Genomic DNA, 26,845 nt, shown 5'->3' with positions numbered 1-26,845 from the left:
TTCAATAAAAACAGGAAGGCTGTGCCAAGAACTAAGAGAGTTCTTGGCACAGCCTTTTTCTAATTCTTTTTGCCTTGTCTTTCGGGACTGACCCAAACACCGCTGCCGTGTCCCAAAATTGTTTTGACCGCTGGTATGAAGGTCGTTACGATCGTTAAAGCATTGACCATCCAATAAATCAGCATATAAAATGGTGCAAAAATGAAATACTTGATTTTTCTGCCAGCATCGTCCACCAATAAACTAGTCAACAACTGCATGATCCCAGCAACCATTTCAAAACAAACGAATAGGAAGGCCATTGTCACCATATGATACATTCGTTCAATGTTTCCTTCGAATGCAAAACGAAGAAAAGAAAAGATGAACAGTGCTGAAGAGATCCAAAAGAAGATCGACCAAATAATACTCAATGTTTGATCCACAAACATGACGGACCGACCAATATTTTGAAATGGATGAGTGAATACTTTTTTGAAATTTGTCAGCCAGACTTCTGTACCGCCTTTTGCCCAACGTTTCCGTTGGCGATAAAGCATCTTCATGGTCTCAGGAACTTCCATGAAAAACATGATCCGCGGAGCAAACAAGGACAACCAGCCTTGGAATTGGTGATCCCAGGCAATACTGATATCCTCGGTGGCACGATTTTGGCGGAAGAGTCCCACATCGATCAAAGCATTTTTTCGATACATCGTGTTGGCACCGCTGTATGCATAGATAACACCTAGCACGCCTTGTTGCGTCCGCTTGATAATACCTACGATACTTGAAAATTCAACAGTTTGTGACTTACTGACAATCGTCGTCCGATTCTGAACGTCCATGTTTGCAGTGATCGCTGAAATATTTACCGCATCTTGGCGAATAAAGTAATTGACATATTTCCAGAGTGCATCGGGTTCCGGTACAGTATCTGCATCGTTACTCAAAATCAGTTCTCCATTAGCAAAACCGATCCCGATATTAAAGGCATGGGCTTTTCCTTGGTTTTTTTGGATGCGTACCACTCGTAGATTAGGGTAGGTTTGCTGCAAACGCTTAAGGATTTCTGGTGTTTGATCCGTTGAGCCATCATCTGTGACTAACACTTCGTAACGGGTATAATTCAGTTTATTCATTAAGTAATGAATGGTATCTTTAATGACCACTTCTTCATTATGGGCAGGGACCATGGTCGTGATCATTGGCTCTACTTCTTCGGGAATGGGGATCCATTCAATCTGTTGATGCTTAAACAAATACGTATGACAAAGGACGCCAATGAACCAAGCAAAGCCGCCTAAGATTGGATAAGTAAATAAAATGGCCACTAATAGAAAAAGGAAGAAATCCACTATCGGGTATCCCGTATCGATTTGTTCAATCATAGAGAGACCCCCTTATCTTTATACAACTTTACTATTTCTGTTTCCGTTAGATTTTGTTCCGGTTTCACTTCATAATAACAAACAGAATGCCGCATCTCTTCAGGACCAAAACGGTCATCAAAAAATTCTTCCAACACTTCTTTGCGCTGTTCAAGTTTTCTTTCATCATGCAAGACTTCTTTCCGCAATGTATGGCGAAAACGCCGATTGTTCCTCACGGTCAACAGAACAAAAAGAATAACTAAAAGAACGAAGGAAATTCCTAAAAACAATGCTAACAATCTAAAAATAGTGGCTTCCTCCACATAGGTCCTAAATCGTATTTGAGCGGCTGTTTGCGGAAAGAAAACCGGGAAAGCGACCCAAACGAATGGTACGATCACAGCAATCCACGCAAGCAGTGTCAAAAATGATTGCCACAACGTTAACTTTAAATGTCCTTTTTCAAAAAACAAATCTGAAACCAGCTGTTGACTGACTTCTTCTCTGGTGATTCTTTTTTTCATCCCACATCCTCCTTTTGGCTGTAACTCTCTTCTCCATCTATACATCGCTTATTACTAAAAAGAAGCATCAACCCTGGTAGCGGTCACAAAAACACTTAATCAATAAAAGCTATATTTGACCTCTTGTAGGACTAGGTCTAAGCGAGTATACCTACATTTTAGTTGAATCGATTCGAAAGAAAAAGAAACTAGCTTGCGCCAGTTTCCTTGTGATCCTATTCTTTTAATTCGACTTCCTAAAAAGAAAACCGCTAACAACAATTTCAAAAGTTATCAGGCAAGTCCATTTTTTTGAACACCCACGAATCTTGCTTTTTAGTACCCTTTCATCCAGACAGATTCTAATTGATTTCCGTCCGGATCAAGCACTTCAAAACCAAGCATTTCTTCCTCTGGAATCCCCATCTCTACTTGAAACGACTGTCCCCCATTGGCTTCAGCCGCTTTAGCAAAGTCTCGAGCTCCTTCAGGTGTATCAAAGCTAAATGCGATCAAGGCAGCATTCGTCTTTTGCGTATCCGCAATCTTTCTACCATTTAAAAACTGTTCATAAAACGCATATTCTGACAGCATCACCCAAATCGTCTCATTCCACATCATTCCACTTGATGTTTCATTCGAAAATTCTTCATTCTTGCTAAAGCCCAACGCTTCATAAAAACTAGTAGCTCGCTTGATATCTTGAACAGGCAAATTGATAAAAACCATCTTTCCCATGCTGTTTCCTCCTTTGACAAACCCGAGCGACATGTCATTGCTCCTTTATTATAAAGGGCCGATCCAGATAAACAAAACAATCAATTTGAAGCTATTTTCACAAAAAATGCAGCGGCATTTTTCAGGATGACTCCTTTTCTCCATGCCAGCTGCATTGTTTCATATCGATTTTTCCGTTTGTTTTAAAGACGATTCCTTCTGCTAGCAGCCGCTGCTTTCGTTCTACGGCGGTAAAGCCCACGATCTCGCCGTCTGCTCGTACTACCCGATGGGCTGGTAATGACTCTGGGCAATATTTCATGGCGCGTCCTACAGCTCGTGCGCCATTCAAGCGACCTAAAGCCCAAGCTATTTGGCTGTAAGAAGCCACTTTGCCATACGGAATCTTCTTTACGAAACGATACACCTCTTCATAAAATGGATTCATACCTATCAAGCAGCTCCTTTCAAGCGTTAGCGAATTTGCTTGTTCGCTCAATGCACGATAACTTGCATGCCATAAAGGGCATGTTCATAAAACCATTTTGCATCTGCAACAGTCAAACGGATACACCCATGAGAATTGGCTTTTTGTCCTAGTTCTTCTGCTTCTTCTTCAATGTAATCTCCCGAAGCGTCAATCGGCACCGAATGAAACAAGTAGACGCCATGATCTTTCCAAGATACCCAATAGTTCGCTCCCTCACCAGAAGATTCATTAAAAAAAGTTTCTCCTCTTTCAGCTTGAATGGAATAAGTTCCTGTAGGCGTTCTTCGGTCTCCTCCTGATCCAGTAGAGCAAACCATCGTATAAAGCACTCGATTCTTCCGCATGATCTTCACCCGCTGGTTTGCCAATGAGACATCGACCCAATCACCTTCTTGTAAAACAGGATAGGCTTTCTTCTCAGATGGATGACGCCAATCTGCGACGGCTACTTCTGTCGAAGAAGAATCCTCTGAGGATTTAGACGTTCCTGATCTCTCCTTTTTAGTAATTGCATTTTTTTTCGTAGGGATCGTTGCTTTTTTAGGAATGGTCTGTTTGATCTGTTCTGTAGACTGGTTCGTCTGACCAGCGGCTACGTTATGTGATAGGCTGGCACTAACAATGAATAACAGCACAGCACTCACAAACATACCAATGGTTCTTTTAGGGTATCTTTCTTTCATTATTTCTATCCTTACTAAGCCGTCGAAAAATCTCTCAGGCACAATTTCCAGTTCATTTTACCAAAGCTGCTTCTAAAACGTGATTTTAATCAGCAGTGACAAAACAAGTTAACAGCAGATTTCGTTTCAGCGTCTCTTAAAAAACTCTTGATAAAATGATCCATTAGCAGTTTAACGCCTTTGTAACTAAAAAGCCAGTTAAAAATGAAAGAGTAGAACCAGCCTACAACATCGTGCAGCGCTTCAAACGGATGCGGACAGGCCTCATTCAATCGGGTGGTAACTAAACCCTCGTCCTAAAACTTCAGCTACATTGCTGGCAATTACAAATGCCTGCGGATCAATGCTTTCAATCAATTGTTTGATATCAGCAAATTCTTGATCGTTGACAACGATCAATAAAACTTGTTTCTCACTTCTTCGATGAACACCTTGTGCTTCTAACAAGGTTGCCCCTCTAGAAATTGCCGTTGCAATGGCCGCTTGAATCTCGTCAAGATGTTCCTCACTCATGATCATCACAGACTTCTTGCGGTCCATCCCAGTTTCGATATAATTCATCACGATCGAAGTAATCACAATCGAAAGAATCGCAAACAAAAATTCTTCAAACCCAAAAACCAGTAAACTCATTGTTACCACAACCGCATCTGTGGCTAAAAGCCCGATGGAAGGATTGATATGGAAATATTTCTGGAAGATCAGCGGCGGAATCGTAGTTCCGCCACTAGAAGAATTATTTTTATATAAAATAGCAACCCCAGCAGCAAAAATCGCACTCCCAAAAATAACAGACAGCAGACGATCACTGGCCAACATATATTCAGGCACTACGGCAATTGCTAACGGAAAAACTATGCTGCCGAACAGCACCTTGAAGAAAGGCGCTTTCCCCAAAAAAACATAGGCCAGAACCAACATCACACTGTTCAGAACCATGATCACAAGCGCACGGTCCCAGCCCAAAGCAGATTCCATCAAGATTCCAATGCCACTGACCCCTCCAGCTGCAATATGATGAGGACCTAAAAACATGTTGATGCTCACCGCTAGAATCACCAGTGCAGAGAGTATTTTACTATAAGTTATCAATTGCTTCATTGTCTTCCTCTTTTCTTTGATCATCCGAATAGAATCTGTCATTTTTTCCGAGAACTTGTGCTTTTACTATACCCTCATCTCTGAGTTGAGACGAAATTTCTGTTCAGAAGACTGAAACTTTTTTTCTTATAGGATCAAGTACAGGTAAGAAAAATTTGCTCAAAGCTTGGTTGTTTAGGAACCTTTTGACTTGCGTTCTGACGTTCATTTTCTCACAGAATCGTTGGAAAAGAGAAGCATTTTTTTCAGCCTTCTCTGAAAATGATCATCTAGAATGCTGCTGCATTTCCATCTTTTTGCACTTGACTCTCTTTAGAGATTCCCTTATTATCAAGGTTAACGATTTTAAATCAGAATTTTCTGAATTTTTAGGCGAAATAAACAAAATGAGGAAGGATGAACCATTTGAAGACAAACAAACAAACCACTTGGTCTGGCGAACCCAACGAAGCAGCAATCCAACTGCTCCAGCAAGAAGGCAAAGTCATCGTTTGCCCCACTAAAGTAGGCTATATTATTGCCGTCTCTGACAAGAAAGGACTAGAACGCAAGTTTTCTGCCAAAAATCGCAAACGTAATAAGCCAGGAGTTGTATTATGCAGCTCATTGGAACAATTACAAGAATTAGCGGAATGGAACGATGAAATTGCGGCAGTTTACCAAAAATGTTGGGACAACGATGTTCTTTTTGGCGCGATCTTACCATGGAAAGAGTCTGGAAAAGCATATATTCCTGACGGATCGCAAGAATTGATGATGGATACCAGGGAAACGAGTTGTTTCGTCATCAAATTCGGCGTTCCTGGAGAACAAATCGCTAAAGCTCTTTGGGAGGAAAAGCAACAGCTATTGTTTGCCAGCTCAGCAAATCCTTCTGGTAAAGGCAATCGTGGTCTGGTGGAAGGAATTGGTGAACAAATCGCTAACGAAGCAGACCTCATCATTGAAAGCAATGACTATGTCGCTTCGATCCAACCAGATAAAACGATAGAGACCCGCTACGAACAAGGAGTCATGGTTTCTTTCGTAGATTCTGCTGGCAAATTGATTCCTCATCAAGGCTCTCAGCGATCGATCACCCCGGCGCCTGTATTGATTCGGAAGGGTTTAGCTGTAGATAAAATCCAACTGTTTTTGTCCGATCACTTCAATTCCTGGGACTATCGCCACGGCGAATACTACTAAGCAATTCATAGATTAGGACATCAGTCCAAGCATTCAACTAACCTTAGCTACGACTCTTCGACCGTAGCTGAGACTTTAGATCGAACTGCTTACAGCTGATGTCCTAATTTTTTGAGGGTAATTCTTGCATACAACAGCATTTTCCTTTCAATACTACTCTTCACAGATCAAATCATTTCTTTGATCGTCATGATAGCGTTCCAGATTTAATGATTCAGCTTACTGGTTACATCAGTCAGTCCCCTATGAAAACAGTCTCTTCCTAAAGAATAGAGCTACTATTTCTTGATGATCATCTGAATCGCTTGTTCCAGCTTCTGTGCTTGTTCTTGAGGATCTTTTTCTGGATTCTCGAAACAATCTTTCAAGTTCTCTGCAACAATCATGCCCATCACACGATCGATACTTGAACGTACCGCACTTAACTGAGTGATGATATCGATACATTCCTTCTCTTCTTCGATCATTTTTTGAACCCCACGAATCTGCCCTTCGGCACGTTTTAAACGATTCAGCACATTTTTTTGTTCACTTCTTGTCTTATCCATCGTCTCACTCCTTTCCTATTAGAATATACCCTACAACGGTATAACGGTCAAACATTCTTTTCGTATCCGCAATGTTAATCAAATCAAATCATTGACAAATATAGAAAAACTGGGTTTAATATACCCCATACCGTATATAAAGGAGAATGTCTATGTTTTCATTGTTTCGTTCTGTCCCTTCCATCTCTATTCGTGATTTTTCCGCAGCACTAACTGCAAAAACGAAAGTTATTGATGTCCGGACGCCCTCTGAATACCGGGGTGGGCATATTCGAAATGCCGCCAATGTCCCATTAAATAAAATCGCCCACTATTCAGGAAAAAAAGAACCGTTATATGTGATCTGTCAATCAGGCGTCCGCAGCAAACAAGCTGCCAAATTATTGATTAAAATGGGCTATGATGCCACAACGATTCGCGGTGGCATGAATCAATGGCAAGGACCAATTCAAGGAGGAAAATAAAATGAAAGTACTGATTGTCGGTGGGGTCGCCGGAGGCATGTCTGCTGCAACTCGATTACGCCGCTTAATGGAAGATGCTGAAATCATTGTTCTAGAGAAAGGTCCTTATGTGTCATTTGCGAACTGCGGCCTTCCTTACTTTATCGCAGGTGAAATTACTACTCGCGATCAATTACTACTGCAAACACCAGAGTCCTTAATGGCACGTTTTGGTTTGGATGTTCGTCCAAATCAAGAAGTACTGGCTATTCACCCAGAACAAAAGACGGTGACTATCCATCGAGATTCTGAGACTTATGAAGAATCATATGACAAGTTGATTCTTGCTCCGGGAGCAAAAGCAATCATACCAAAAATCCCAGGATTAGACCGTGCCACAAACTGCCGTCAGTTACGAAATGTGCCGGATATGGATGCTATTTTGCAGAAAATCGATCAACATACCCGCCAAGCCGTCGTAGTCGGTGCCGGCTTTATTGGATTGGAAATGGCAGAAAGTCTGAAAAACCGTGGCTTAGAGGTCACCGTCGTTGAGAAAGCATCGCAGGTTTTACCTTCGATGGATGAAGAAATGGCTGCCTATGTCAAAAATGAATTGATAGCGAAGGGAATCAAGGTCATTACGGGCCAATCCGCAGTTTCTTTTGAAGAAGAAGGGAAAAAAATTCGGTTAGAAGATGACACTGTACTGGACTCAGACCTGACATTATTGTCTATCGGGGTCCAACCAGAATCAAGATTAGCAGCGGAAGCTGGGATCACTACTGGTATTCGAGGAGGAATCCTTGTAGACGAAAACTACCAAACGTCGCAAAAAGACATTTACGCTGTCGGAGATGCTATCGTCACGAAACAACAATTAACTGGAGAAGATGCGTTGATTTCTTTAGCCTCACCAGCTAACCGTCAAGGCCGGCAAGTCGCAGACGTGATCGCTGGTCTGCCAAGGAAAAACCGTGGCAATATTGGAACTGCTATCCTGCGAGTCTTTGGGCTTACAGCAGCCATGACCGGATTAAGCGAGAAAGCAGCAGTATCTGCGGGCTTGCAGCCAGCTGTGATTCATGTCAGCGGAAAAGATCATGCTGGCTATTACCCTGGTGCTAAAGATCTGCTATTGAAATTGATTTTTAATAAAGAGACAGGTACTCTCTATGGTGCTCAGGCCGTTGGACAGAGTGGCGTCGATAAACGAATGGATGTATTAGCCACAGCCATCAAAAGTGGATTGACGGTGGCAGATTTAACAGAACTGGAACTAAGTTATGCACCGCCTTTTGGTTCCGCCAAAGATCCAGTGAACCTGATCGGCTATGCGGCATTGAATCTAATCGAAGGGATCAGTGAATCAATCCAGTGGCATGAACTTTCTGCAGAATTAGCTGCCGGCAAACAATTACTAGATGTCCGCAATACAGCGGAAATGACTGGCCGCTTCAAAAACGCCCTGCATATTCCGCTGAATGAATTACGAGACCGACTGACTGAACTTGATCCGACTGCTTCTTATATCGTCAGCTGTCATAGCGGACTGCGAAGCTATTTAGCCGAACGGATTCTCAAACAATCTGGCTACGAGGCAAAAAATCTAGACGGGGCTTTTGCGCTTTATCAAACTATCAGACCGGAGGAAATCATTCATGTATCGCTCGATCACAATGCCTGAATTTTATCAAGCAAGCAAACAACAGAAGTTCCACCTGATTGATGTCAGAGAAGTCGATGAATTTATCAGCGGACATGTACCAAATGCGCAAAATAATCCGTTATCTCACTTCACTACTGCCAATTTGGAGAAAGACCTTGACTACTACGTGATTTGTCACTCAGGTGCTCGGTCAGAGCAAGCCTGTCACTATATGGACCAGCAAGGGTTCAAGGCGATCAATGTATTAGGCGGCACTTCTGCTTGGCCAGGTGAACTCGTTTAAAACACGTTACACCAAATAAAACCCAATGACCGCTACTTTGATCCAAGTAGCAGTCATTGGGTTTTGGTTTAAACTCGTCAGTTAACTATTCAAAAACAAATTGATTGTGGTAAAGTTCGGCATAAAACCCGTTTTCTGCCAATAATTCTTGATGGCTACCTTCTTCGATGACTTGCCCCTCCCGCAAGACAACGATTCGATCGGCATTCAAAATCGTCTTTAGACGATGGGCGATGACAAAACTGGTCCGCCCTTTGATGGCTTCATCCATTGCTTGCTGAATCTTCGCTTCCGTCACCGTATCAACATTACTGGTAGCTTCATCCAAAATCAATAAAGATGGATTGGTCAAAATCGTGCGAGCGATACTCATCAACTGCTTTTGCCCGGTACTGAATAGATTGTTTTCTTCCGTGATTGGTGTATCATACCCTTGTTCTAACGTCATGATAAATTCATGGATGTTGGCCTGTTTTGCTGCTGCAATAATCGCTTCCTCACTGGCATCCGGCTTACCAAAAGCAATATTTTCCCGAATCGTCCCAGAAAACAGTACCGAATCTTGCAACACGATCCCCACATGCTCCCGCAATGCATCTAAATCTAACTGTCGAATGTCCTGACCATCAAATGTTACTGAGCCATTCGTCACATCATAGAAGCGATTCAAAAGATTCATGATGGTTGTCTTTCCAGAACCAGTTGGTCCTACCAATGCCACCATTTCACCCTTTTTGACATGGATGGTGACATCTTTAAGGATTAAACGATCACTATCATAACCGAAATCAACATGATTCAATGCCACTTCTTGCTTGATACCAGTGATTTTTTCACCATTTGCCGGTTTTTCTTCATCCGGTTCATCAAACATCTCATTCAAACGACGGGCGCCAGTGATTGCCAATTGAATCATGCTGTAACCAGAAGAAATCTGCATCAACGGTTGATAGTATTGTTGAGAATATTGAACGAAAGTCACCACAAGGCCTAGAGCAACTGAACGTTCCAAATCCCCATTCAATGCTAACCAACCGCCAAAGAAAATCACGATCGCCGTGTTGACCAGCGACATTCCTTGCATCATTGGGAAAAGCAATCCTGAGTAAACTTGTCCTTTGTAAGTGGCTTCCCGAACACTTTGGTTGTGCTGCAAAAATCCATCAATCGTTTCTTCTTGAAGACCGTTGGTGATGATGATCCGTTGGCCGCTGATTTTTTCATCAATGTACCCGTTTAGTTTTCCTACTTCATCTTGCTGCAGATCGACATATTTGCGAGCTTTTTGGATCACAATGACTGCAATCAGGATGGCAATTGGTGTAGACGCAATCGTCGCCCAAGCTAATGTGACATTTTGTCGGAACATCATGATCAAAATCCCGATCATCAATACCACATTGGTCAATACTTGCAGCAATGCTTGATTCAAGCTGTTTTGAATGTTATCCAAATCGCTGGTAAAACGACTCAAAATTTCACCATCTTGATGGGAATCAAAAAATTTGATCGTCAATTTTTCCAATTTATTGAATAACCCGATTCGCATTCGATTGGTGGATTTCCCCACCACTTGCGTGAACAAGATACTATAAATAAAGTTTGCTCCACTTGCCAATACGTAAAACAGCAGTAACTTCCAGATGACAGATACGAATTTTGACTTGTCATCTACGCCTTGCATCAATCCACCAACATAATTCGCTAATTCCTGAAAGGCTTGCCCCACATAGACCGGTGCTTGGACTTGCAGATAAGTGGCTGCAATCACGGTAATGAAAATGAAAAAGAAAGAGAGTTTGTATCGTTTTAAATAGTGATAAAAAAACTTGCTTGCTTTGATCAAATCCGTCATAGTTATTCAGCTCCTTTCTGAGTCTCAAAAATTTCCTGATAAATTGGATTGTTGGCAGCTAACTCTTGATGGGTACCTACTCCAACCAGACGACCTTTATCCAACACCAGGATGCGGTCCGCATTCACAACAGAAGCAATTTTCTGTGCAATGATGATCGTGGTGGTAGCTTGCAGTTCTTTTTCAAAGGCTTCACGAACCAGTTTTTCCGAACGAGCATCCAATGCACTCGTACTATCATCTAGAATCAAGATTTTTGGTTCCCCGATGACACCTCGTGAAATAGACAGCCGTTGCTTTTGACCACCAGAAAAATTACTGCTTCGTTCCGCTACGGGTGCTTCAAAACGGTTCGTCAATTTTTGAATGAATTCACTTGCCTGCGCGATTTCTGTTGCATGGGTCATTTCAGGGACAGTGGCGTTCTTTTTGCCGTGGCGCAGATTTTGGGCAATGGTTCCGGAGAAAAGAATCGCTTTTTGTAGAACAAAGGAAACGGTTTGACGTAAGCTTTGCTCATTTACTTCTCGTAAATCGACGCCTCCAACTCGCACGGTTCCTTCTGTTGGATCAAACAAGCGCGGAATCAATTGAGCTAATGTCGATTTCCCTGCACCAGTTGCCCCGACGATCCCAATCATTTCTCCAGGAGCGATTGAAAAACTGATGTCTGTCAAAGCATTTTTCTCATCCCCAGGATAACGGAAAGAAACGTGCTCGAATGCCACACTGCCTGCTAATTCTTGCTGTGGAACATCTTTGTAGGACAAGTCTGGTTCGGTAACCAGAATTTCTTTCAATCGTTTGAGAGAGACCGCTGCCCGAGAAGTCATCATCATCATCATACCGCCGATAATGATCGCCATCATGATCTGCATCAAATAATTCATGAAAGAAGCGATTCCCCCGATCAATGTCGGATCGTCTTTTGCAAGGTCGCTGACAAAGAAGATCGCGCCTACGACCGCTAAGTTGGCTGCCAGCATAAAGGACGGAATCATCACAGAGAAAAGCGTACCAACGATGATGTTGTGTTTTGTTAGTTCGTCGCTGACTTTCGTGAAACTGTTCAATTGATTTTTTTCTTGAACAAATGATTTCACCACACGAATCCCTAAAAGGTTTTCTTTTGCTGCACTATTGATTTTGTCGATCAAATTTTGAATGATCATGAAATGTTTGCCCATCTGTGTAAAAGAAAGACCAGTAATGATCACTACTGCAACGATCAATGCGACGATTACCCACCAAAGTTGAGGCATCGTGGTCATGGCTAAGATAAAGGCACCAATAAATAAGAAAGGAATCCGAAACAACGACTGCAAGGAGATCATCACTAAATTTTGGATTTGGGTGATGTCATTGGTCAGTCGAACCACCAGATTTCCTGCTGAGAATTTCTCGATATTACCAAACGAGAAAGTTTGGATTTTACGAAAGGCTTCTTCACGAATATCCGCACTGACTCCTTGCGCTACTTTGGCAGAGAAAATAGTATTGATGACCCCAGCCACCAGCCCAAACACGGCTAGACCGATCAATTGGACCCCAATCGATTTCATTTCATTGTCGTCTTCTTTAATGATTGCTTCCAATACTTGTTGCAGCAGCTTCGGCTGCCATAACGTAGCCAGTACCATGACAGCTACAGAAACCAGCGCAATGAAGACAGCGCCTTTGTATTTCTTTACATGGCGTAAAACAAGATCCATCTTAAAACACACTCCTTTACAGTTTGACAGGCATTATTTAACACTGTAAAATAAAGCCGGACAATAATTTACCATTTTTAGAAAAATGTTGCAAGCGAACAAAGGATGATTTTTTTATGGAACAAAAGTTATCAAAAGAATCAATTATTCATGCGGCTTTTGCCTACCTAAAGGAAACATCTGACCTTTCTCAGTTAACCATGCGCAAATTGGCAAAAGTACTTTCTGTTCAAGCACCGGCATTGTATTGGTATTTCACGAATAAACAAGAGCTGTTGCAAGCGATGGCTGAAACGATGGAAAATGATCTGCCGGATGTCCCTGCGGGTAGCTGGCAAGAACAGTTGCAAACCTTTATGGCCAATTACTACGATCTCTATCTCCAATATCCCTGTGGTGCAGAACTAGAGATTCATACGATTCCTTCCTATCCTAGCCGACTGCTGCATTTAGAGCAAATGATCACTATATTGATCGAAGCCGGCTTCACTCCTGCCCAAAGCCGTCAAACCGTTCAGGCATTGCATCATCTCTTATTGGGACACTTACTCGATCGTCAAAAAGAAGAACAATTACGAGCAAAAATTGTAACTGGCGATGAAAAATTGCGGGCACATGTCTCTGCTATGCGCAGCTATGCTGTTGAGAATCATTTAAATGGGATGGCAGAAGGCATCCAACAACGCAAACAAATCGACGAACGTCAAGTTTTTCTGGAGAGTATCGCGATTTATCTGGCTGGCTTAAACAAGCGAAATACCTCTCTAAAATAAAAAAACGCCAACAAATCTCACTAAGTTTCCTTAAATCGCTTTCCGATTTCAAGGCACGAGGCTCGTTGGTGTTTTTGTTGCGTTTTTTAAAGCGTTGTTAGTTCTTCTTTTTGTTTTTTCGTCAATTTCTGATAAACCAGTTCATAAGAGGTCAAAATCAACTGTTCAATTTGTTCGTCTGTTACCTCATCCGCTGCTAGACGAATAGAATTCCAGTGGGTTTTATTGGCATAGTATCCGGGAATAATCGCCTCAGGGTATTGTTCACGTAATTCTTCATTGACTTCCGGTTTATTTTTCAACGTAATGATCGCATCATCATTCGCTTCAGGACTCATCATACCAAACTGTTTGCCGATTAGACCAAAATAAATCGTCCCCCAATCCTCACGATAGGCCACATTAGCACCTGCCAATGACTGACCGTAACTTTTCAGGCGATCGATTCGTTGTTGGATCTGATTATTCATTGCCATCCCTCCGGTTTGAAACTGATTTTTTCTTTAGTGTACCATATCTTAGAGGGTTTCTTTCATAAGCAAACTGTTGATTTAGATAAAAAAACAGACCCGCTAAGCGAGTCTGTGATACGTATGAATGTTTGGCTTGATTAATACCAACCGTTAGCTTCCCAGAATGCTTTTGCTGCAGACCATGAACCATAACGTGAAGCAACATAATTATCGGCTACTTTTTCTTGATTGGCCGCTGAATAGTCCCCATTCAAGTAAGAGTTAGTCAACTGATAACGTCCATAGTATTGGCCATTTGTTGCTGTATAAGAACCGCCAGATTCTTTGTTCGCGATCCATTCTTTAGCTGAAGCTTCTGAGCCTGTTGCTGCAGAACTGCTTGATGCAGATGAGCTTGGGCTTGTTTGTTGGCTGCTGGCAGGTTGTGAAGCTGGTTCTTCATAAGTGACTGATGATTCTGCAGCTGCTGAAGAACGTTCAATTGTATAGCTGGCATCGTCTGTTGGTAAGACCAGTGTTTCACCAACATAGATCAAGTTTTTGTTCGTAATGCCGTTTGCTTCAACAATTTTATCAACGGCTTCTGAGGTGCCAAAATAGTTATAGGCAATCGTAGATAGTGTATCCCCAGATTGCACCGTGTATTCTTCATCAGCAAACGCATCTTGTCCACCTAGAAACACACCCAGACCTGCAAGGACAGCTGTACTAAGCAAAACAGTTTTCAATGACTTCATAAAATAATTCTCCTCATCTTGTAGCGTTTATAGTCTATCGCAGGAGAAATCTCCAACGCATAGACTAGTCTAACACCAGAGAATATTTCATAGGTGAAAATCTCGTTACAGATGATTACGAATGCGTCGAGTTCCTTACGTTTCGTAAGCGTCGCGTAATTCCTTTTGAATCAACAACGATTATCAACATAAAAATATAAATTAGTTATTTTATTTCAATAAAAGTGAATCCCCTCTTTTTTATTTGTGAATTGTTACAAATTGGATGAATTTACACACAGTCGTAACAAAAAAAGCTGCAGCTGAACAGCGCGTTTCCATGAATGCTTGTTGCATCGATTGGAGCAGGCGTTCACTTGCTGCAGCATCTTTCGCTGACACTTTATCAAACCGTTTTTTTCACTGGAATCAACTTATTCATCACAATAGCAGCAATCGCACTTAACGCAATCGGTGAATCCAATAAGTATTGTAGAAATTGCGGAGTTTCTTGTTTGATCTCAGCCGGCATGAACAAAAGACCGATCGCTAAGATTAGCGGAACACCAATAATATAGAGTTCACGTTCAGAAAACTCTTCATTCTTGATCACTCGAAAGCCGCTAAGCAAAATGATCACACAGACAACTGCGAAGACACCACCGATTACCGCTGAAGGTACGGCATGGATCAACGCTGATAACTTGCCGACAAATGACAAGAGGATGAACCAGCAGGAAGCCATCACAAAGACTTTTTTACTGGCAACCCCAGTAATGGAAATGATACCGGCATTTGTTGAATACCCCGTCACTGGTGTCGTTCCTACTAAAGCAGCCACCAGGCAACCGATTCCTTCACCAATGACACCTTTATTGATTTGTTCATCTGTCACAGCTTCCTCAGTGACAGAGCTGACGGCATACCAAGTTCCTGTTGTTTCTGCTAGTAATACCATATAAATCACCAGCATCGTCAAAATAGCTGAAACATCAAAATGAAGACCATAATTGACGAAAATAAGTTTTGGCAAACTGAAAAATGAAGCATCCGCAACAGACTGGAAGCCTACGCCGCCCATGAACCAAGCAATCAGCGTCCCGATCATTAAGGCAATAATCACCGAGCTAATCCGGAAATATTTACCTAAACGAGGGAAGTAATCACCTAACATCGAGAATAAAATCAAAATTGCTGCTGTCACTGCAGCCAAAAACATGTTCTGATTAGCCGATAATGTCTCAGTAGCTGGATAAATGTTGCTGGTAAAAGCTGTAGGTAACAATGTCAGTCCAACGATCATGATAATCGTGCCACTGACGATCGTGGGAATAAAGTTGCGGACAATATACTTATAGATCCCTGTCATCCCTAAAAGAATAACAGCCAATGCCCCGACAATACTAGCTCCTAAGACAGTATCCATACCTTGCGCTCCAAAATAGATACCAATGATTGCGCCTACTGGTACAAAGGACGGCCCTTGACAGACGGGCAATTTCAAGAAAAAGAGAACTTGGATCAGCGAAGCAATCCCAGCACCTAAAAAGGTGGATTGGATCAGCCCGGCTGCATCCGACGAGCTCATGGCAACAGCAGTTGCAATAATAAAGGGTGGGACATACACATCCATTGCCAACACGTGTTGTAAGCCAAGAACAATGGCTTGTCCTAAAGGTATATCTTCATTCATTCCGATCGTTAAACGATTACTTCTGGTTTCCACAGTATCAATCTCCTCATTTTTCATGTACTTTTTTTCCTTGCACCCAGACCTGACGAATGTTTTCAGCCGTTGCTAGATACAAAATCTTTTGTAATTGTTCTTTCGGTTGGTTCAGTACACCAAAAGCTGGCAATGGATTACCAGAATAACAAGTATCGATCACTTGAAGGTCGCAAGCGTAGCCTTCCTTGATAAGACCAATCGGTAGTCGTAGCGCTTCGCCCCCTCCTTTTGTCGCCAATGAAAAAGCGTCGATGACTGAGATACGCGCATTCGCAACACCTCGATTCGTTTGGGGCAATGTAACATCCACACCGTCTTCTAACATGCGGGAAGACATAACAGCTTGCTTGATATTGTCATACAAACTTGGAGAAAAGCCGCCGGAGATATCTGTGCCTAGTCCAATCGTTACGCCTTGTTCTTTAAGCCGATTGATAGGGATCACACCATTGGCAAAGTACGCATTGGAAATCGGGCAGTGAGCAACAGCAGTCCCTGTTTCCACAAAGATCTCACCATCTTTTTCATCGATAAAATTACAATGAGCCATCACAGCTTTTTCTCCCAGTAAGCCAAAATCCCGCAAGACTTCTGTGTCGGTTTTACCAAATCGTTCCAAGACGTGATCGTGTTCCCATTGGCCTTCACTGCAATGGGATTGTACATGGACATCGTATTTTTGTGCGAGTTGTCCTAACCCAGCCAGACCTTCATCCGTGCAGCTTGGGACGAATCGTGGTGTCACTACTGGATAGACTCCTTGACGTGTCGTTTTTGCCAACTTTTGGACTTCTTTAATGAAGGTTTCGGTCTCTGCTAGTGCCGTAGCAGTTGAGGTATCTCGATAAAAATCTGGGTTCGCGTCGGGATCATCCATGACTACTTTCCCCACTAGCCCTCGTTGACCCTTCTCAGCACAAATCTTGGCTAATTGTACACTTGCTTCCAAATGAACGGTCGCAAAATAAAGAACCGTCGTTGTTCCTCGAGCCAGTAGTTGCGCAACTAAATCTTGGTACACTTCTGAAGCAAAACTTGAGTCCGCGTATTTTGCTTCCAACGGGAAGGTACACTCATCTAGCCATACATTCAACGGCTCATCCAATGCAACTCCTGCTTGCGGCCATTGGGGTGCATGAACGTGCAAGTCGACGAATCCCGGTAAAAAATACTGTCCCTTCTGCAATTCAACTAGCATTCCTTGTTTGGCAGCTGCCAGCATTTCTGGATAGTCTGATTGTTCTGTTGTGACCACCCTTTTGATCATCCCTTCAGCATCCACGCAAATGAGGACATCCTCTAAGTATTCCAGCACGCCATCTGTGGGTGTATGAAATATAGAACCTTTAAAATATTTTGTTATTGACATAAGTTTTCTCCTTTAACAAACTGCATCAGACTGCTGCTTTGACATTAGCAGTTTTCATTAAAATAAGCATCAATGGTTTTATTTTACATTCATTCGGATTTTTTTCAATAAAAACCGTACATTAATCCTGACAAAAAGAATCTAATGTTCGTTTTTAAGGCAAAAAAAAGACATTTGGTGTGTTCACCAAATGTCTTTCCTTCACTTAAAGCTGAATTGTCGTACCACTATTGCCAGCTAAAGTTTCCGCCGCTTTTTCCAATGAAGCGATCACTGCTTGACGCCCATCCTTGGAAGCAGCAAATGCGATCGCTGCTTCCACTTTTGGCAACATACTACCAGGTGCAAATTGATTTCGGTCAATGTACGTTTGCATTTCAGCGACAGTGGCTGTTGTCAATCCTCGTTGATCTGGTTGACCATAGTTGACAAAGACTTGGTCAACAGCGGTTAAGATAATAAAGATATCCGCATCGATCAGTACCGCCATCTTGGCTGCAGCAAAGTCTTTGTCAATCACCGCGTCAACTCCTTTATAGCGAGTGCCTTCATAAACCACTGGTATGCCGCCTCCGCCACATGCAATCACCACTTGACCTGCATCTACTAATGTTTTTAGACTGATTTTTTCATAAATGTCCACTGGTTTAGGAGAAGGAACGACCCGACGCCAACCTCGGCCTGCATCTTCTATATAAGTGTCGCCGCTTTCAGTCATTAATTGCTGAGCCTTAGCTTCACTATAGTAGCCACCGATTGGTTTCGTTGGATTCGTAAAAGCTGGATCAGCTGGATCGACCACCACTTGCGTCAACATGGAAACGACCGGAATATGTGCCAATCCGCGAGAAACAAGCTCTTCATCAATCGCTTGTTGCAAATGGTAACCGATGTACCCTTGACTCATAGCTGTGCATTCAGGAAATGGCATGACGTCTTCTTGCGTTTTGCTGGTTTCCTCAAATGCTAAGCGAATTTTGCCAACTTGAGGACCATTCCCGTGAGCAATCACCACGTGATGGCCGTCACTGATTAGATCAGCAATCGATTTTGCTGCCACTTGGGCTTTGGTCAATTGTTCGTGCGCAGAGTCGCCTAAAGCATTTCCGCCTAAAGCGATGACAATTTTTGACATACGTCTCCTCCTATCTTTGCGGTTGTTGTTGCGTGATACAGTGAATATTCCCGCCACCGTATACGATCTCAACTGTATTTACGCCCACAACTTCTTTATCTGGGAAAATCTCTGCTATTTCTTCAAGTGCCCGCGCATCATTTTCGTCTCCGTATTGAGGAACGATCACACCGTTGTTTGTAATTAGAAAGTTCATATAAGAAGCAATACAAATGTCGCCATCTTCTCGCGGCATGGTTCCTTCTACGTAATCAATCTTGAAATCCCCATTGATCGTGACATTTTCTACTGGGCAGCAAAGCTTATGAACTTTTAATTTGCGGCCTTTGGCATCGGTCATTTCATTCAAACGCTTGTATGCAGCTTGAGCCGCTTCATAAAATGGGCTGTTTTTATCTTCAGTATAGATACAAGCCACTTCTCCAGGACGTACAAAACATGCCACGTCATCCACATGTCCATTGGTTTCTTCCGGATCGATCCCGTCAGCTAACCAAAGGACCTTCTCACAGTTCAAGTAGTCGCATAATTTTTGTTCGATTTCTGCTTTTGTCATATGGGGGTTCCGGCCATCACTCAACAAACACATCTCCGTCGTTAACACAGTGCCTTCCCCATCGACATGGAAGGATCCCCCTTCTAAAATAAACCCTTCCGTCCGATAAGAATCCACTTGCTCGATCTCACAGATCTTTTGAGCAACTAAATCATCTTGATCCCAAGGAAAATACAAGCCATCGACTAATCCGCCCCAAGCATTAAATCCCCAGTCATTGCCTCGTAATTCGCCTTTGTCGTTGATGACAAAGCTAGGACCACAGTCACGAATCCATGCATCGTTATTGGACATTTCATAGACAGTGATGTCTGCAGGCAATTGACGACGGCAGTTTTGATATTGTTGTTGCGACACGACCACATTCATTGGCGTGAATTTGCTGATCGCTTTTGCGACTTCAGCAAATGCTTCTTGAGCTGGTTTGCCCCCATCACGCCAGTTATCCGGGCGCTCTGGCCAAATCATCCATACTTTCTCTTGTGGTTCAAACTCTCCGGGCATTCTAAACCCGTCTTGTTTCGGTGTGGTCTTTTCGATTCGTTTCGCCATGATACAGCACTCCTTCTTTTTTGATTTTTTTGATCCAGATAATGGCTTCACCAACGAGGGCAAATACAATTGCTCCAATCGTGATTGGTAATTGCTGACTCAGTGATTCAGCGTCAAATTGCAAAGGAAGCGCTGTGAAAATCAATGAGATCACGATCATGATCATCGGTAGTGCGACTAATACCTTCAAGAACAAATCGCTGCCGCTCACCTTGAAAGGTCGAGGTGTGTCTGGATCAATTTTACGTAATTTATAAAACGCAGGAAACACAGGGACATACGATAGTAGGAACATTACTAGGTTCAGTGAGAAAAATGCCCAGAATAAATCTTGATTTGGTAAAATTGGGGCGATGACGACGACGATAGAAGCAACGATACCATTCATAATTGCCGCACCAGTAGGCATGCCATTTTTTTTGCTGCGTTTGGCAAATACTTTCGGCATATCGCCATTTTCGGCCGCATAGCAAGCAGTATTATTGACCCCTAACGACCAAGAAATCATGTTGCCAAACAATGTCAGCAAGAACAAAAAGGCCATCGAAATAATGAACCAGCCGCCTGTTGATCCTGTCAATAATTTAAAACTATCCATCAATCCACTGCCGGTACTGATTTGATCCGTAGGAATCGCTACACCGATCCCGAAAGCAGAAAAAATGTAAATGGCGGCAATCACCAGTCCACCGGCAATGATCGATTGAGGAATTTGCTTCTTAGGGTTTTCCATGTCACTTGCAAATGTACAAATCACTTCGAATCCTAATAAGTTAAAAATGATTACCGAGATAAAAGACAAACTATTCAAATTGAAGCTTGGCACCATCGAAGAAAGAGTGAACTCATTCGCAACACCTTTGGTAAGGGCCGTATAGAGACCTAAGCCACCAATCAAGATTGCTAACAGCATCTTGATCACTGCTGCCCCATTCAAAATCCACACACTGTCACTGACCGGATAAAAACTGATCCAAACGATGACCCATATAAAAATCAGTTCGATCACGATAGCAGCCACCGTGGAAAATTCACGACCTGTGATAGTCGTCAACAAGTCAGGACAGACTACGGCTAGAGAGGCTAACCATAATGGATAATTGATCCAGTAGTACCAAGAAACCCGAGAACCCCAGCGATGACCGAAAGCTTGTGTCACCCAATCATAAATACCGCCATCACCAATATACGTTGTTCCTAATTCTGATGAGATTAACCCATAGGGCAAAAGGAACGCAACCAATAGAAAGATCCACCAAAAAAACTGTGAATTTCCGATTGCTGCTACCGGTGCAGCCGCTTCTGCCACAAATACAACACAAATAACCGATAAGATAGCACTCATCAAACTAAATTTTTTCTTTTCTCCCATTGTTTTCTTCCTTTCCGGTACAAGGGAATAAGGGTTGACCAACGATTGAAGGATTCTTGCAACTAGCGGATTTCTCTCTCGTGAATCCCAGTTCAGCACATAAGCTGCGACATTATTAGAACGAGCTTCCGCTCAAAAGAATCGATTCGCAGTTCGTTGGCCCCTCCTCAAGAACCAAAACAGTCTTCACGCATCCCCTTGATACGCAGACTATTTCCTTTCCTCATCTCTTGCGTCTAGTTTCATCTAACAAAACTTCCAAGTCTTTTTCAGCCGCTGCTTTTTTGGTCTCGTCGATTGGATTTTTATCCGCATAATCTCGCATCAAGTACACTAAGAGACCGCGAATCGACGTTAACCGGTTTTCTGCTTCATCAAAACAGATCGAGTTTGGTCCATCCATGACCTCATCCGTGACTTCTTCTCCACGAGTGGCAGGTAAGCAGTGCATAAATTTCGCTTGTTCACCAGCGCGTTTCATCAAGTCAGCGTTCACTTGGTATTTAGGGTAAAAAATACGCATGCGTTCCTCTTCTGATAATTCTGCTTCATACAGTCCATACCAAACATCTGTATAAACAAAATCCGAACCTTCGATCACATCGATTTGATCTGATATCGTATAGGAACCGCCAGAATCTTTACAAATCGCGTCTAATCGTGCGCGATGGTCTTCGTTTAACTGGAACCCTTCTGGACCAAATTGAACGAATTCCATCCCCATTTTTGTTGCAATCAATCCTAAAGAGAAACAGACTTGTGTGGCATCACCAATAAAGGAAATCTTGCAGTCTTCGATTTTTTTGCCTGCTGGAAGATGTTCGATCATGGTGCAAAGATCGCCAAGTTCCTGCGTTGGATGGTTGAAGTCAGACATACCATTAATAACTGGGATCGTCGCATTCGTTGCTAAGTCATACACACTATGATGCCGTTCCACGCGAGCCATCAAAATGTCAACTAAACGAGAAAGAACACGGCTTGTGTCTTCTATTGTTTCATGACCACCCAATTGAATTTGTCCTGGTGCGAGATATTCTGCATGTCCTCCTAATTGTGTCATTGCTGTTTCAAAAGAAACCCGAGTTCTGGTAGATGATTGTTGGAAAATCATCCCTAATACTTTGTTCTTTAGTAAAGGGGGGTAATAACCATTTTTGATGGCCGCTTTGATTTTCAATGACAGGTCAACGATTTGTTGGATCTCCTCCTTCGTGTAATTTTCCGTTGTAATAAAATCTCTTTTTTCCATAATGAAACCTCCTAAGTGATTTGTTTGCTTTTGCATCTTCACTTTAGGTAAAAAAGGCGGAGTTTACGATAAGCTATTAGTTGTAAACGTTATCACACTTATTCTATACTTGCTGAGGACAAGTTTATTTTTGGATATAAACCAGTTATTTTCCAAGGGTTTACAAAAGTTTAGAGGAAAGTTTAGCGGAATTAAAAGTAAAGAAAAAACAAATGGTGTTATAATTAGGATAAGAAAATTGGTGTAAGAAAAATTGAAAGGGGATTCAATATGATAGCTATTTTTATATACAATATTTTATTGATCATTCTATATTCAATCACGATGACTTTTGCTATTTATTCTTACTTAAAAGAAAAAAACAAATTATTTCTTTGGATTAGTTTGTATCTGGCATTCTTTATTTTTGACAATACAATTATTTATATGACGGAATTTCTCAATTCCTTTGCCCAAAGTTATGATCAAGCATTTATGAGTGCACCAGCAGTTAAAACTATTATATTTATGGGAAATGCCTTTTTCTCCATTTCTATTCTTGCCGAACTACACAAAGAAAAACCCTCTCCCCTCCATTATACGCTATTGATCGTTTTGGCCATTTGGATGATTACGACCCCACTGATGGAAAACTCAGCATTTAAAGTTTGGCTCTATTATCTGGGTAATCAACTCTTCCTTTTTTATCTAGGAATTTATTGTTGGCAAGGGACCAAAAAGAAGCTCCCTCTACTGAACAAACGCTATTTAAAACAGTTGATGATCATCAATCTCTTCTTTAGTATTTTGATCATAATTGAAGATAGCTTCGTGATTTTCAATGTCGACCAGTACAGCTCGTTAGCGACAAAGATTTATAATCGCAGTATTTCAGAGGATATCTTTTCGATTGTTGTTTGTATATTATTACTGCACTTCTTTATCAAAGAACGCCAACCACAGGAAGAAAAACCGCAAGAGCAAGACGCCTCTCTCTTGATTCAAAACTTTTGCCGTATTCATCAGTTTACCCAACGAGAAACGGAAATCTTTGCGTTGCTGTTGTCCCATCAAACCAATCAGGAAATCGCCGATCAGCTCTTTCTTTCATTGGGAACGGTCAAAACCCATGTTCATAACATTTTTATCAAACTTGAGATAAAAAAACGCACGCAAATTATGATTCTTTTTGAAAAGTACAAAGAGACCCATGAGGCAGCTGCCTAAAAAAGACCTGGAAGGATCGCTTCCAGGCCTTTTAAAGTTTAAAAACCAGTCATTCATTGCTCTGAACGGCTTATTCTTCCATATATGCATACTTGATGATCGTTGACGGTCCGAAAGTTGGATAGTACACACCTTTCAGGGAAGGATTGACCATAATACTACGAGCTCTTTGGTAGATTGGGACAATCCCGGCGGTTTCTTCTACTAATAGTTTTTCTGCTTTGATCATCGTATCCCAACGTGTCGCTAAATCATTGGCATAGGTCGTATTGCTATCAGCAATCAACTGGTCATAGTCTTTATTTTCATAATTCGTGTTATTCGGTGAAACGAGATTGTAAAGGTACGTCATCGGGTCTTGATAATCTGGTCCCCATGTTCCGATAGCTAACTCGTAATCGCTTTTTCGTGTCAATTCAATCGAATTATTCAATGGGACAGACTTGATTTCAACGGTCAAGCCCGGTAAGACTGTCTGTAACTGATCCTGGATGAATTCAGCCACTTTTTTATCTGCATCAGTGTCTTTGGTTAACATCTCGATGGAGATCTTATCCCCAATATCAGCAGTGGCTTTTTGCCAGTAAGCGAGTGCAGTGGCTTTATCCGGTCCTTCGAGAGGCGCATCTTCTCGAAAATCTTTGCCAGTTTCCGGATTGAAGACAAAGTTATTCGGAATAAACCCATTGATTGCTTCTGATCCATCTGATAAGACATCTTTGACTAAAGCTTCTTTATCAATCGCATAATAAACGGCTTTTCGTACATTTTCATTGGCAAAGATCGTATCTTTACCATCTCTTTTCTGATTCATCTTGAAATAGTGGATATAAGAGGTCAGCACCGTCTGTAGTTCTTCGTTAGCGGCATTTTGCTTCACGTATTCCCCATAAATATCCGCCATATCCAACTGTCCTTCGTTGAAAAGATTATATCCTGTAACAGCTTCTTTGATCACTTCATAATGGATATTCTCCAGTTTGATGGCATCACGATTGTAGTAGTCTTCATTTTTTTCCAAATCCCATGTAGAGGAAGCTTGATCCCAATTTTTCATCAAAAAGGGGCCATTAGTTAAAATATTTTCACTTGATGTGCCATAAGCATCCCCTTTTTCGGTGACAAAAGCTTCATTTTGTGGAAAAAATGGAGTAAAGGCCAATATCGAAGTCAAATAAGGAACTGGCTGTTCCAATTGGATCTCGATCGTGTACTCGTCCGTAGCTTTCGCACCTAGTTCAGAAGGGTCTTTTTCCCCATTGATGATTTCGGTGCCATTTTTAAATGTACCGTCCAATAAAAACATGTAGTTTGCTTGATTGGCTGGCGTGGCTAGCCGTTGCCAAGCATAAATAAAATCTTTAGCCGTCACTGGCTCCCCATTACTCCAAGTAGCATCTTCTCTCAACGTGATTGTGTAAGTCAGACCATCGTCGGATATGTTGGGGAAATCTTTGGCGATAGCCGGTGCGACCTTATTGGTGTCATCGATTTGATACAATCCATCAAAGACATTGACTTGGGCATTGATACTTGCCGTATCTTGTGTAGAGAGTGTATCCATTGATCCGATTTCGCTTTGTTCCATCAAATTGACCACACTGCTCGCTTGGGCAGTCGCTTTGGATTCTTTCTGATAACTACAACCTGAAAAACCGATGACGCTAGCAACAACCAACAAAAACATCATTCTTTTTTTTCCTTTATTCCTCATTTACGTCCTCCTTTTTTACATGCGTCCCAACCGCTTATCGAAGCGCTTTTTCTAAAATCGTCATCTCAATCAATTCAGCTTGCCAATCCAGCTCATCATATCGGTAGCCTTTCTTGGCAGACTCAAATTCTCCCCGCTGATTGTCGATGGGGTCTGCTCGTAAGAATTGCTTCGCTACGGTAAATCCCCCTTGAATACAGTTATTAGCAGGTAAGCGAAAAATATCTAGGTTTCCAAAATAATAAAGCCAGCGCTCTTCATTTCCGCCTCGAAATGCGCTGCCCCCAAACGAAACATCTACATAAAGCCAACCGTACTCTGGTAGATAGAAGCGCGCCCAGTCATGAGGGCCCACAAAAAATTCTGAAACATATAAACCCGACTCCCATTCAGCTGGGATATTCGCCATACGACACAAAGTGATAAATAAAAGTGCTTGAACCCCGCAGTCTCCTTTCTGATTGACTGCGCAGTACTCACTGATATTCGGAATCGCATAATATTCTCGCATAAATGAATAGGTCACTTTGGTGGTCACAAAATGATAAATCGCATACGCACGTTCCAAGGGATTTTTTGCTTCCGGCAAAATTTCCTGCAATAATTGCTGTAGAAAAGGCGTAAATTGAATATGGGGAGCGAATTCATTGAGCGCTGATGCAAATGCGTTTTTTTCCGACTCAGTCAACTCACGAATCATGGTTTGCTCATCCAACAACTGGAATAAATCCGTATAAACAGCCGTCAATTCATAGCTGTGTTCCACAGTCGCTTCAATTGAGGAAGGGTCGTTGGTTTCAAATGCGATCGTTCGCTGTGGTGCAGCGAAGGGATCAATCTGCTTGACCGCTCCTTTTGTCTGAAGAATCTTGGCATTTGCTACCTTTCCAGTGTCTCGAGGCAAAGGAATGTGCGTCAAGAAAGGACCGTCTTCTTTATTAAGCGTTGTTAGTGGTCTAAGTGATTGTTTCAAAACGATTCGAGCAGTCCTTTGTCCGAGTTGTTTCATTTTTTCTACATTCTCATCCAGTTCTACTTGTCTGGCACTGTCAATTCCGTTTTCTTCCTCAAATAAATAGCGCGTATAATAGTCTGAGCGCGTCTTAACGAGATTAGCAATAAAGCGTTCATGGAAAACTTTTTTGCCGTTCAAGTAGATCCATTCAACCTCTCCTGCTTCCACTAAGCGATCCAGTTCTTCTCGCTGAAAATCGACAAAGGACTGTTGCATCATCTCCAGAGCTTTCGTTTCTTCATAGGGATATTGCTTTGCTTCAAAAACAGTCAAAACCTTTAATTCCGTTTGCAAACGATCTTTTAAGACTTCACTGATACGGGCATTGTTCAGCTTCTGATGAATGAGTCTACGTGTTAAAGAAAAATCACCAAAATCTTTGGCTCGTTGAATGTCTTCTGGCAAAGGAACCACTAGATTGGATAGATCATTAGGATCCATA

Annotated in this window: 25 protein-coding genes; 6 read left to right on the top strand and 19 right to left on the bottom strand. The window is 42.0% G+C overall.

The window, feature by feature from the left end:
- Nucleotides 1–59 precede the first annotated feature (59 nt).
- From DVW06_RS00795 to DVW06_RS00770, 6 genes are all read right to left on the bottom strand, one after another.
- Complete coding sequence (locus DVW06_RS00795) at nucleotides 60–1,370, bottom strand: glycosyltransferase family 2 protein (protein WP_003125654.1); 1,311 nt, start codon at nucleotides 1,368–1,370, stop codon at nucleotides 60–62.
- On the bottom strand, nucleotides 1,367–1,876 hold the full coding sequence (locus DVW06_RS00790; RefSeq protein ID WP_005470580.1) for a hypothetical protein: 510 nt from the start codon (nucleotides 1,874–1,876) through the stop codon (nucleotides 1,367–1,369). The genes DVW06_RS00795 and DVW06_RS00790 overlap by 4 nt, the downstream gene beginning before the upstream one ends.
- Before the next feature lie 315 nt (nucleotides 1,877–2,191).
- A complete protein-coding gene (locus DVW06_RS00785; protein ID WP_003125651.1) occupies nucleotides 2,192–2,593 on the bottom strand; it encodes a VOC family protein in 402 nt (133 codons plus the stop codon).
- Nucleotides 2,594–2,714: 121 nt separating this feature from the next.
- Nucleotides 2,715–3,020 carry an MGMT family protein gene (locus tag DVW06_RS00780; protein ID WP_003125650.1) on the bottom strand — a complete coding sequence of 102 codons (306 nt, stop codon included), beginning with the start codon at nucleotides 3,018–3,020 and terminating at the stop codon, nucleotides 2,715–2,717.
- Between the two features lie 47 nt (nucleotides 3,021–3,067).
- A complete protein-coding gene (locus DVW06_RS00775) occupies nucleotides 3,068–3,745 on the bottom strand; it encodes a L,D-transpeptidase (protein ID WP_086269025.1) in 678 nt (225 codons plus the stop codon).
- Nucleotides 3,746–4,009: 264 nt separating this feature from the next.
- On the bottom strand, nucleotides 4,010–4,846 hold the full coding sequence (locus DVW06_RS00770) for a YitT family protein (RefSeq protein WP_029486479.1): 837 nt from the start codon (nucleotides 4,844–4,846) through the stop codon (nucleotides 4,010–4,012).
- A 396-nt stretch (nucleotides 4,847–5,242) separates the two neighbouring features.
- Here DVW06_RS00770 and DVW06_RS00765 point away from each other — a divergent pair, with 396 nt between their 5' ends.
- Nucleotides 5,243–6,031 carry an L-threonylcarbamoyladenylate synthase gene (locus tag DVW06_RS00765; protein WP_003125646.1) on the top strand — a complete coding sequence of 263 codons (789 nt, stop codon included), beginning with the start codon at nucleotides 5,243–5,245 and terminating at the stop codon, nucleotides 6,029–6,031.
- Nucleotides 6,032–6,309: 278 nt separating this feature from the next.
- Here the strand turns inward: DVW06_RS00765 and DVW06_RS00760 are convergent, their stop codons facing one another.
- Nucleotides 6,310–6,579, bottom strand: coding sequence for a metal-sensitive transcriptional regulator (locus DVW06_RS00760; RefSeq protein ID WP_021150309.1), 270 nt, complete (start codon nucleotides 6,577–6,579; stop codon nucleotides 6,310–6,312).
- A 152-nt stretch (nucleotides 6,580–6,731) separates the two neighbouring features.
- Here DVW06_RS00760 and DVW06_RS00755 point away from each other — a divergent pair, with 152 nt between their 5' ends.
- Genes DVW06_RS00755 through DVW06_RS00745 form a run of 3 tightly spaced genes read left to right on the top strand, consistent with a single transcriptional unit; the run spans nucleotide 6,732 to nucleotide 8,974 of the window.
- On the top strand, nucleotides 6,732–7,043 hold the full coding sequence (locus tag DVW06_RS00755; RefSeq protein ID WP_003125644.1) for a rhodanese-like domain-containing protein: 312 nt from the start codon (nucleotides 6,732–6,734) through the stop codon (nucleotides 7,041–7,043).
- A gap of 1 nt (nucleotide 7,044) precedes the next feature.
- Nucleotides 7,045–8,709 carry an FAD-dependent oxidoreductase gene (locus tag DVW06_RS00750; protein ID WP_137264306.1) on the top strand — a complete coding sequence of 555 codons (1,665 nt, stop codon included), beginning with the start codon at nucleotides 7,045–7,047 and terminating at the stop codon, nucleotides 8,707–8,709.
- Nucleotides 8,684–8,974: a rhodanese-like domain-containing protein gene (locus tag DVW06_RS00745; RefSeq protein WP_003125640.1), complete on the top strand. Its 291-nt coding sequence runs from the start codon at nucleotides 8,684–8,686 to the stop codon at nucleotides 8,972–8,974. The genes DVW06_RS00750 and DVW06_RS00745 overlap by 26 nt, the downstream gene beginning before the upstream one ends.
- Before the next feature lie 85 nt (nucleotides 8,975–9,059).
- Here DVW06_RS00745 and DVW06_RS00740 read toward each other — a convergent pair whose 3' ends face one another.
- Both DVW06_RS00740 and DVW06_RS00735 read right to left on the bottom strand, forming a co-directional pair.
- Nucleotides 9,060–10,829, bottom strand: coding sequence for an ABC transporter ATP-binding protein (locus DVW06_RS00740; RefSeq protein ID WP_003125639.1), 1,770 nt, complete (start codon nucleotides 10,827–10,829; stop codon nucleotides 9,060–9,062).
- Between the two features lie 2 nt (nucleotides 10,830–10,831).
- A complete protein-coding gene (locus DVW06_RS00735) occupies nucleotides 10,832–12,541 on the bottom strand; it encodes an ABC transporter ATP-binding protein (RefSeq protein ID WP_005470568.1) in 1,710 nt (569 codons plus the stop codon).
- A gap of 116 nt (nucleotides 12,542–12,657) precedes the next feature.
- Here DVW06_RS00735 and DVW06_RS00730 point away from each other — a divergent pair, with 116 nt between their 5' ends.
- On the top strand, nucleotides 12,658–13,314 hold the full coding sequence (locus tag DVW06_RS00730; protein WP_029486477.1) for a TetR/AcrR family transcriptional regulator C-terminal domain-containing protein: 657 nt from the start codon (nucleotides 12,658–12,660) through the stop codon (nucleotides 13,312–13,314).
- Between the two features lie 86 nt (nucleotides 13,315–13,400).
- Here the strand turns inward: DVW06_RS00730 and DVW06_RS00725 are convergent, their stop codons facing one another.
- The 8 genes from DVW06_RS00725 to ptcA form a co-directional block, all read right to left on the bottom strand.
- Nucleotides 13,401–13,784 (bottom strand): MmcQ/YjbR family DNA-binding protein, encoded by a 384-nt coding sequence (locus DVW06_RS00725; RefSeq protein ID WP_003125636.1) that lies wholly within the window; start codon nucleotides 13,782–13,784, stop codon nucleotides 13,401–13,403.
- A gap of 140 nt (nucleotides 13,785–13,924) precedes the next feature.
- Nucleotides 13,925–14,524 carry an aggregation-promoting factor gene (gene apf, locus DVW06_RS00720; RefSeq protein WP_005470564.1) on the bottom strand — a complete coding sequence of 200 codons (600 nt, stop codon included), beginning with the start codon at nucleotides 14,522–14,524 and terminating at the stop codon, nucleotides 13,925–13,927.
- A 385-nt stretch (nucleotides 14,525–14,909) separates the two neighbouring features.
- Nucleotides 14,910–16,196: a uracil-xanthine permease family protein gene (locus DVW06_RS00715; RefSeq protein WP_172956421.1), complete on the bottom strand. Its 1,287-nt coding sequence runs from the start codon at nucleotides 16,194–16,196 to the stop codon at nucleotides 14,910–14,912.
- A gap of 46 nt (nucleotides 16,197–16,242) precedes the next feature.
- The gene (gene guaD / locus DVW06_RS00710; RefSeq protein ID WP_137264305.1) at nucleotides 16,243–17,601 is read right to left on the bottom strand and encodes a guanine deaminase; all 1,359 of its coding nucleotides are present in this window, start codon (nucleotides 17,599–17,601) and stop codon (nucleotides 16,243–16,245) included.
- 205 nt (nucleotides 17,602–17,806) lie between these two features.
- The gene (gene arcC / locus DVW06_RS00705) at nucleotides 17,807–18,736 is read right to left on the bottom strand and encodes a carbamate kinase (protein ID WP_003125631.1); all 930 of its coding nucleotides are present in this window, start codon (nucleotides 18,734–18,736) and stop codon (nucleotides 17,807–17,809) included.
- Between the two features lie 10 nt (nucleotides 18,737–18,746).
- Nucleotides 18,747–19,844 carry an agmatine deiminase gene (aguA, locus tag DVW06_RS00700; RefSeq protein WP_003125629.1) on the bottom strand — a complete coding sequence of 366 codons (1,098 nt, stop codon included), beginning with the start codon at nucleotides 19,842–19,844 and terminating at the stop codon, nucleotides 18,747–18,749.
- On the bottom strand, nucleotides 19,798–21,216 hold the full coding sequence (locus tag DVW06_RS00695) for an APC family permease (protein ID WP_003125628.1): 1,419 nt from the start codon (nucleotides 21,214–21,216) through the stop codon (nucleotides 19,798–19,800). The genes aguA and DVW06_RS00695 overlap by 47 nt, the downstream gene beginning before the upstream one ends.
- Nucleotides 21,217–21,439: 223 nt before the next feature.
- Nucleotides 21,440–22,468: a putrescine carbamoyltransferase gene (gene ptcA, locus DVW06_RS00690; RefSeq protein ID WP_003125626.1), complete on the bottom strand. Its 1,029-nt coding sequence runs from the start codon at nucleotides 22,466–22,468 to the stop codon at nucleotides 21,440–21,442.
- A 270-nt stretch (nucleotides 22,469–22,738) separates the two neighbouring features.
- Here ptcA and DVW06_RS00685 point away from each other — a divergent pair, with 270 nt between their 5' ends.
- Nucleotides 22,739–23,674, top strand: coding sequence for a response regulator transcription factor (locus DVW06_RS00685; RefSeq protein ID WP_005470561.1), 936 nt, complete (start codon nucleotides 22,739–22,741; stop codon nucleotides 23,672–23,674).
- 70 nt (nucleotides 23,675–23,744) lie between these two features.
- Here the strand turns inward: DVW06_RS00685 and DVW06_RS00680 are convergent, their stop codons facing one another.
- Nucleotides 23,745–25,388: a peptide ABC transporter substrate-binding protein gene (locus DVW06_RS00680; protein ID WP_003125623.1), complete on the bottom strand. Its 1,644-nt coding sequence runs from the start codon at nucleotides 25,386–25,388 to the stop codon at nucleotides 23,745–23,747.
- 34 nt (nucleotides 25,389–25,422) lie between these two features.
- The gene (locus DVW06_RS00675) at nucleotides 25,423–26,844 is read right to left on the bottom strand and encodes a transglutaminase-like domain-containing protein (protein ID WP_005470557.1); all 1,422 of its coding nucleotides are present in this window, start codon (nucleotides 26,842–26,844) and stop codon (nucleotides 25,423–25,425) included.
- Between the last annotated feature and the right edge of the window lies 1 nt (nucleotide 26,845).

The sequence above is a fragment of the Enterococcus sp. ARL09-542 genome (genome assembly GCF_005234805.1).
Classification (GTDB): domain Bacteria; phylum Bacillota; class Bacilli; order Lactobacillales; family Enterococcaceae; genus Enterococcus_D; species Enterococcus_D gallinarum.
The sequence above is the reverse complement of the archived record's forward strand: the minus strand, read 5'-3'. Positions and strand labels throughout refer to the sequence as shown.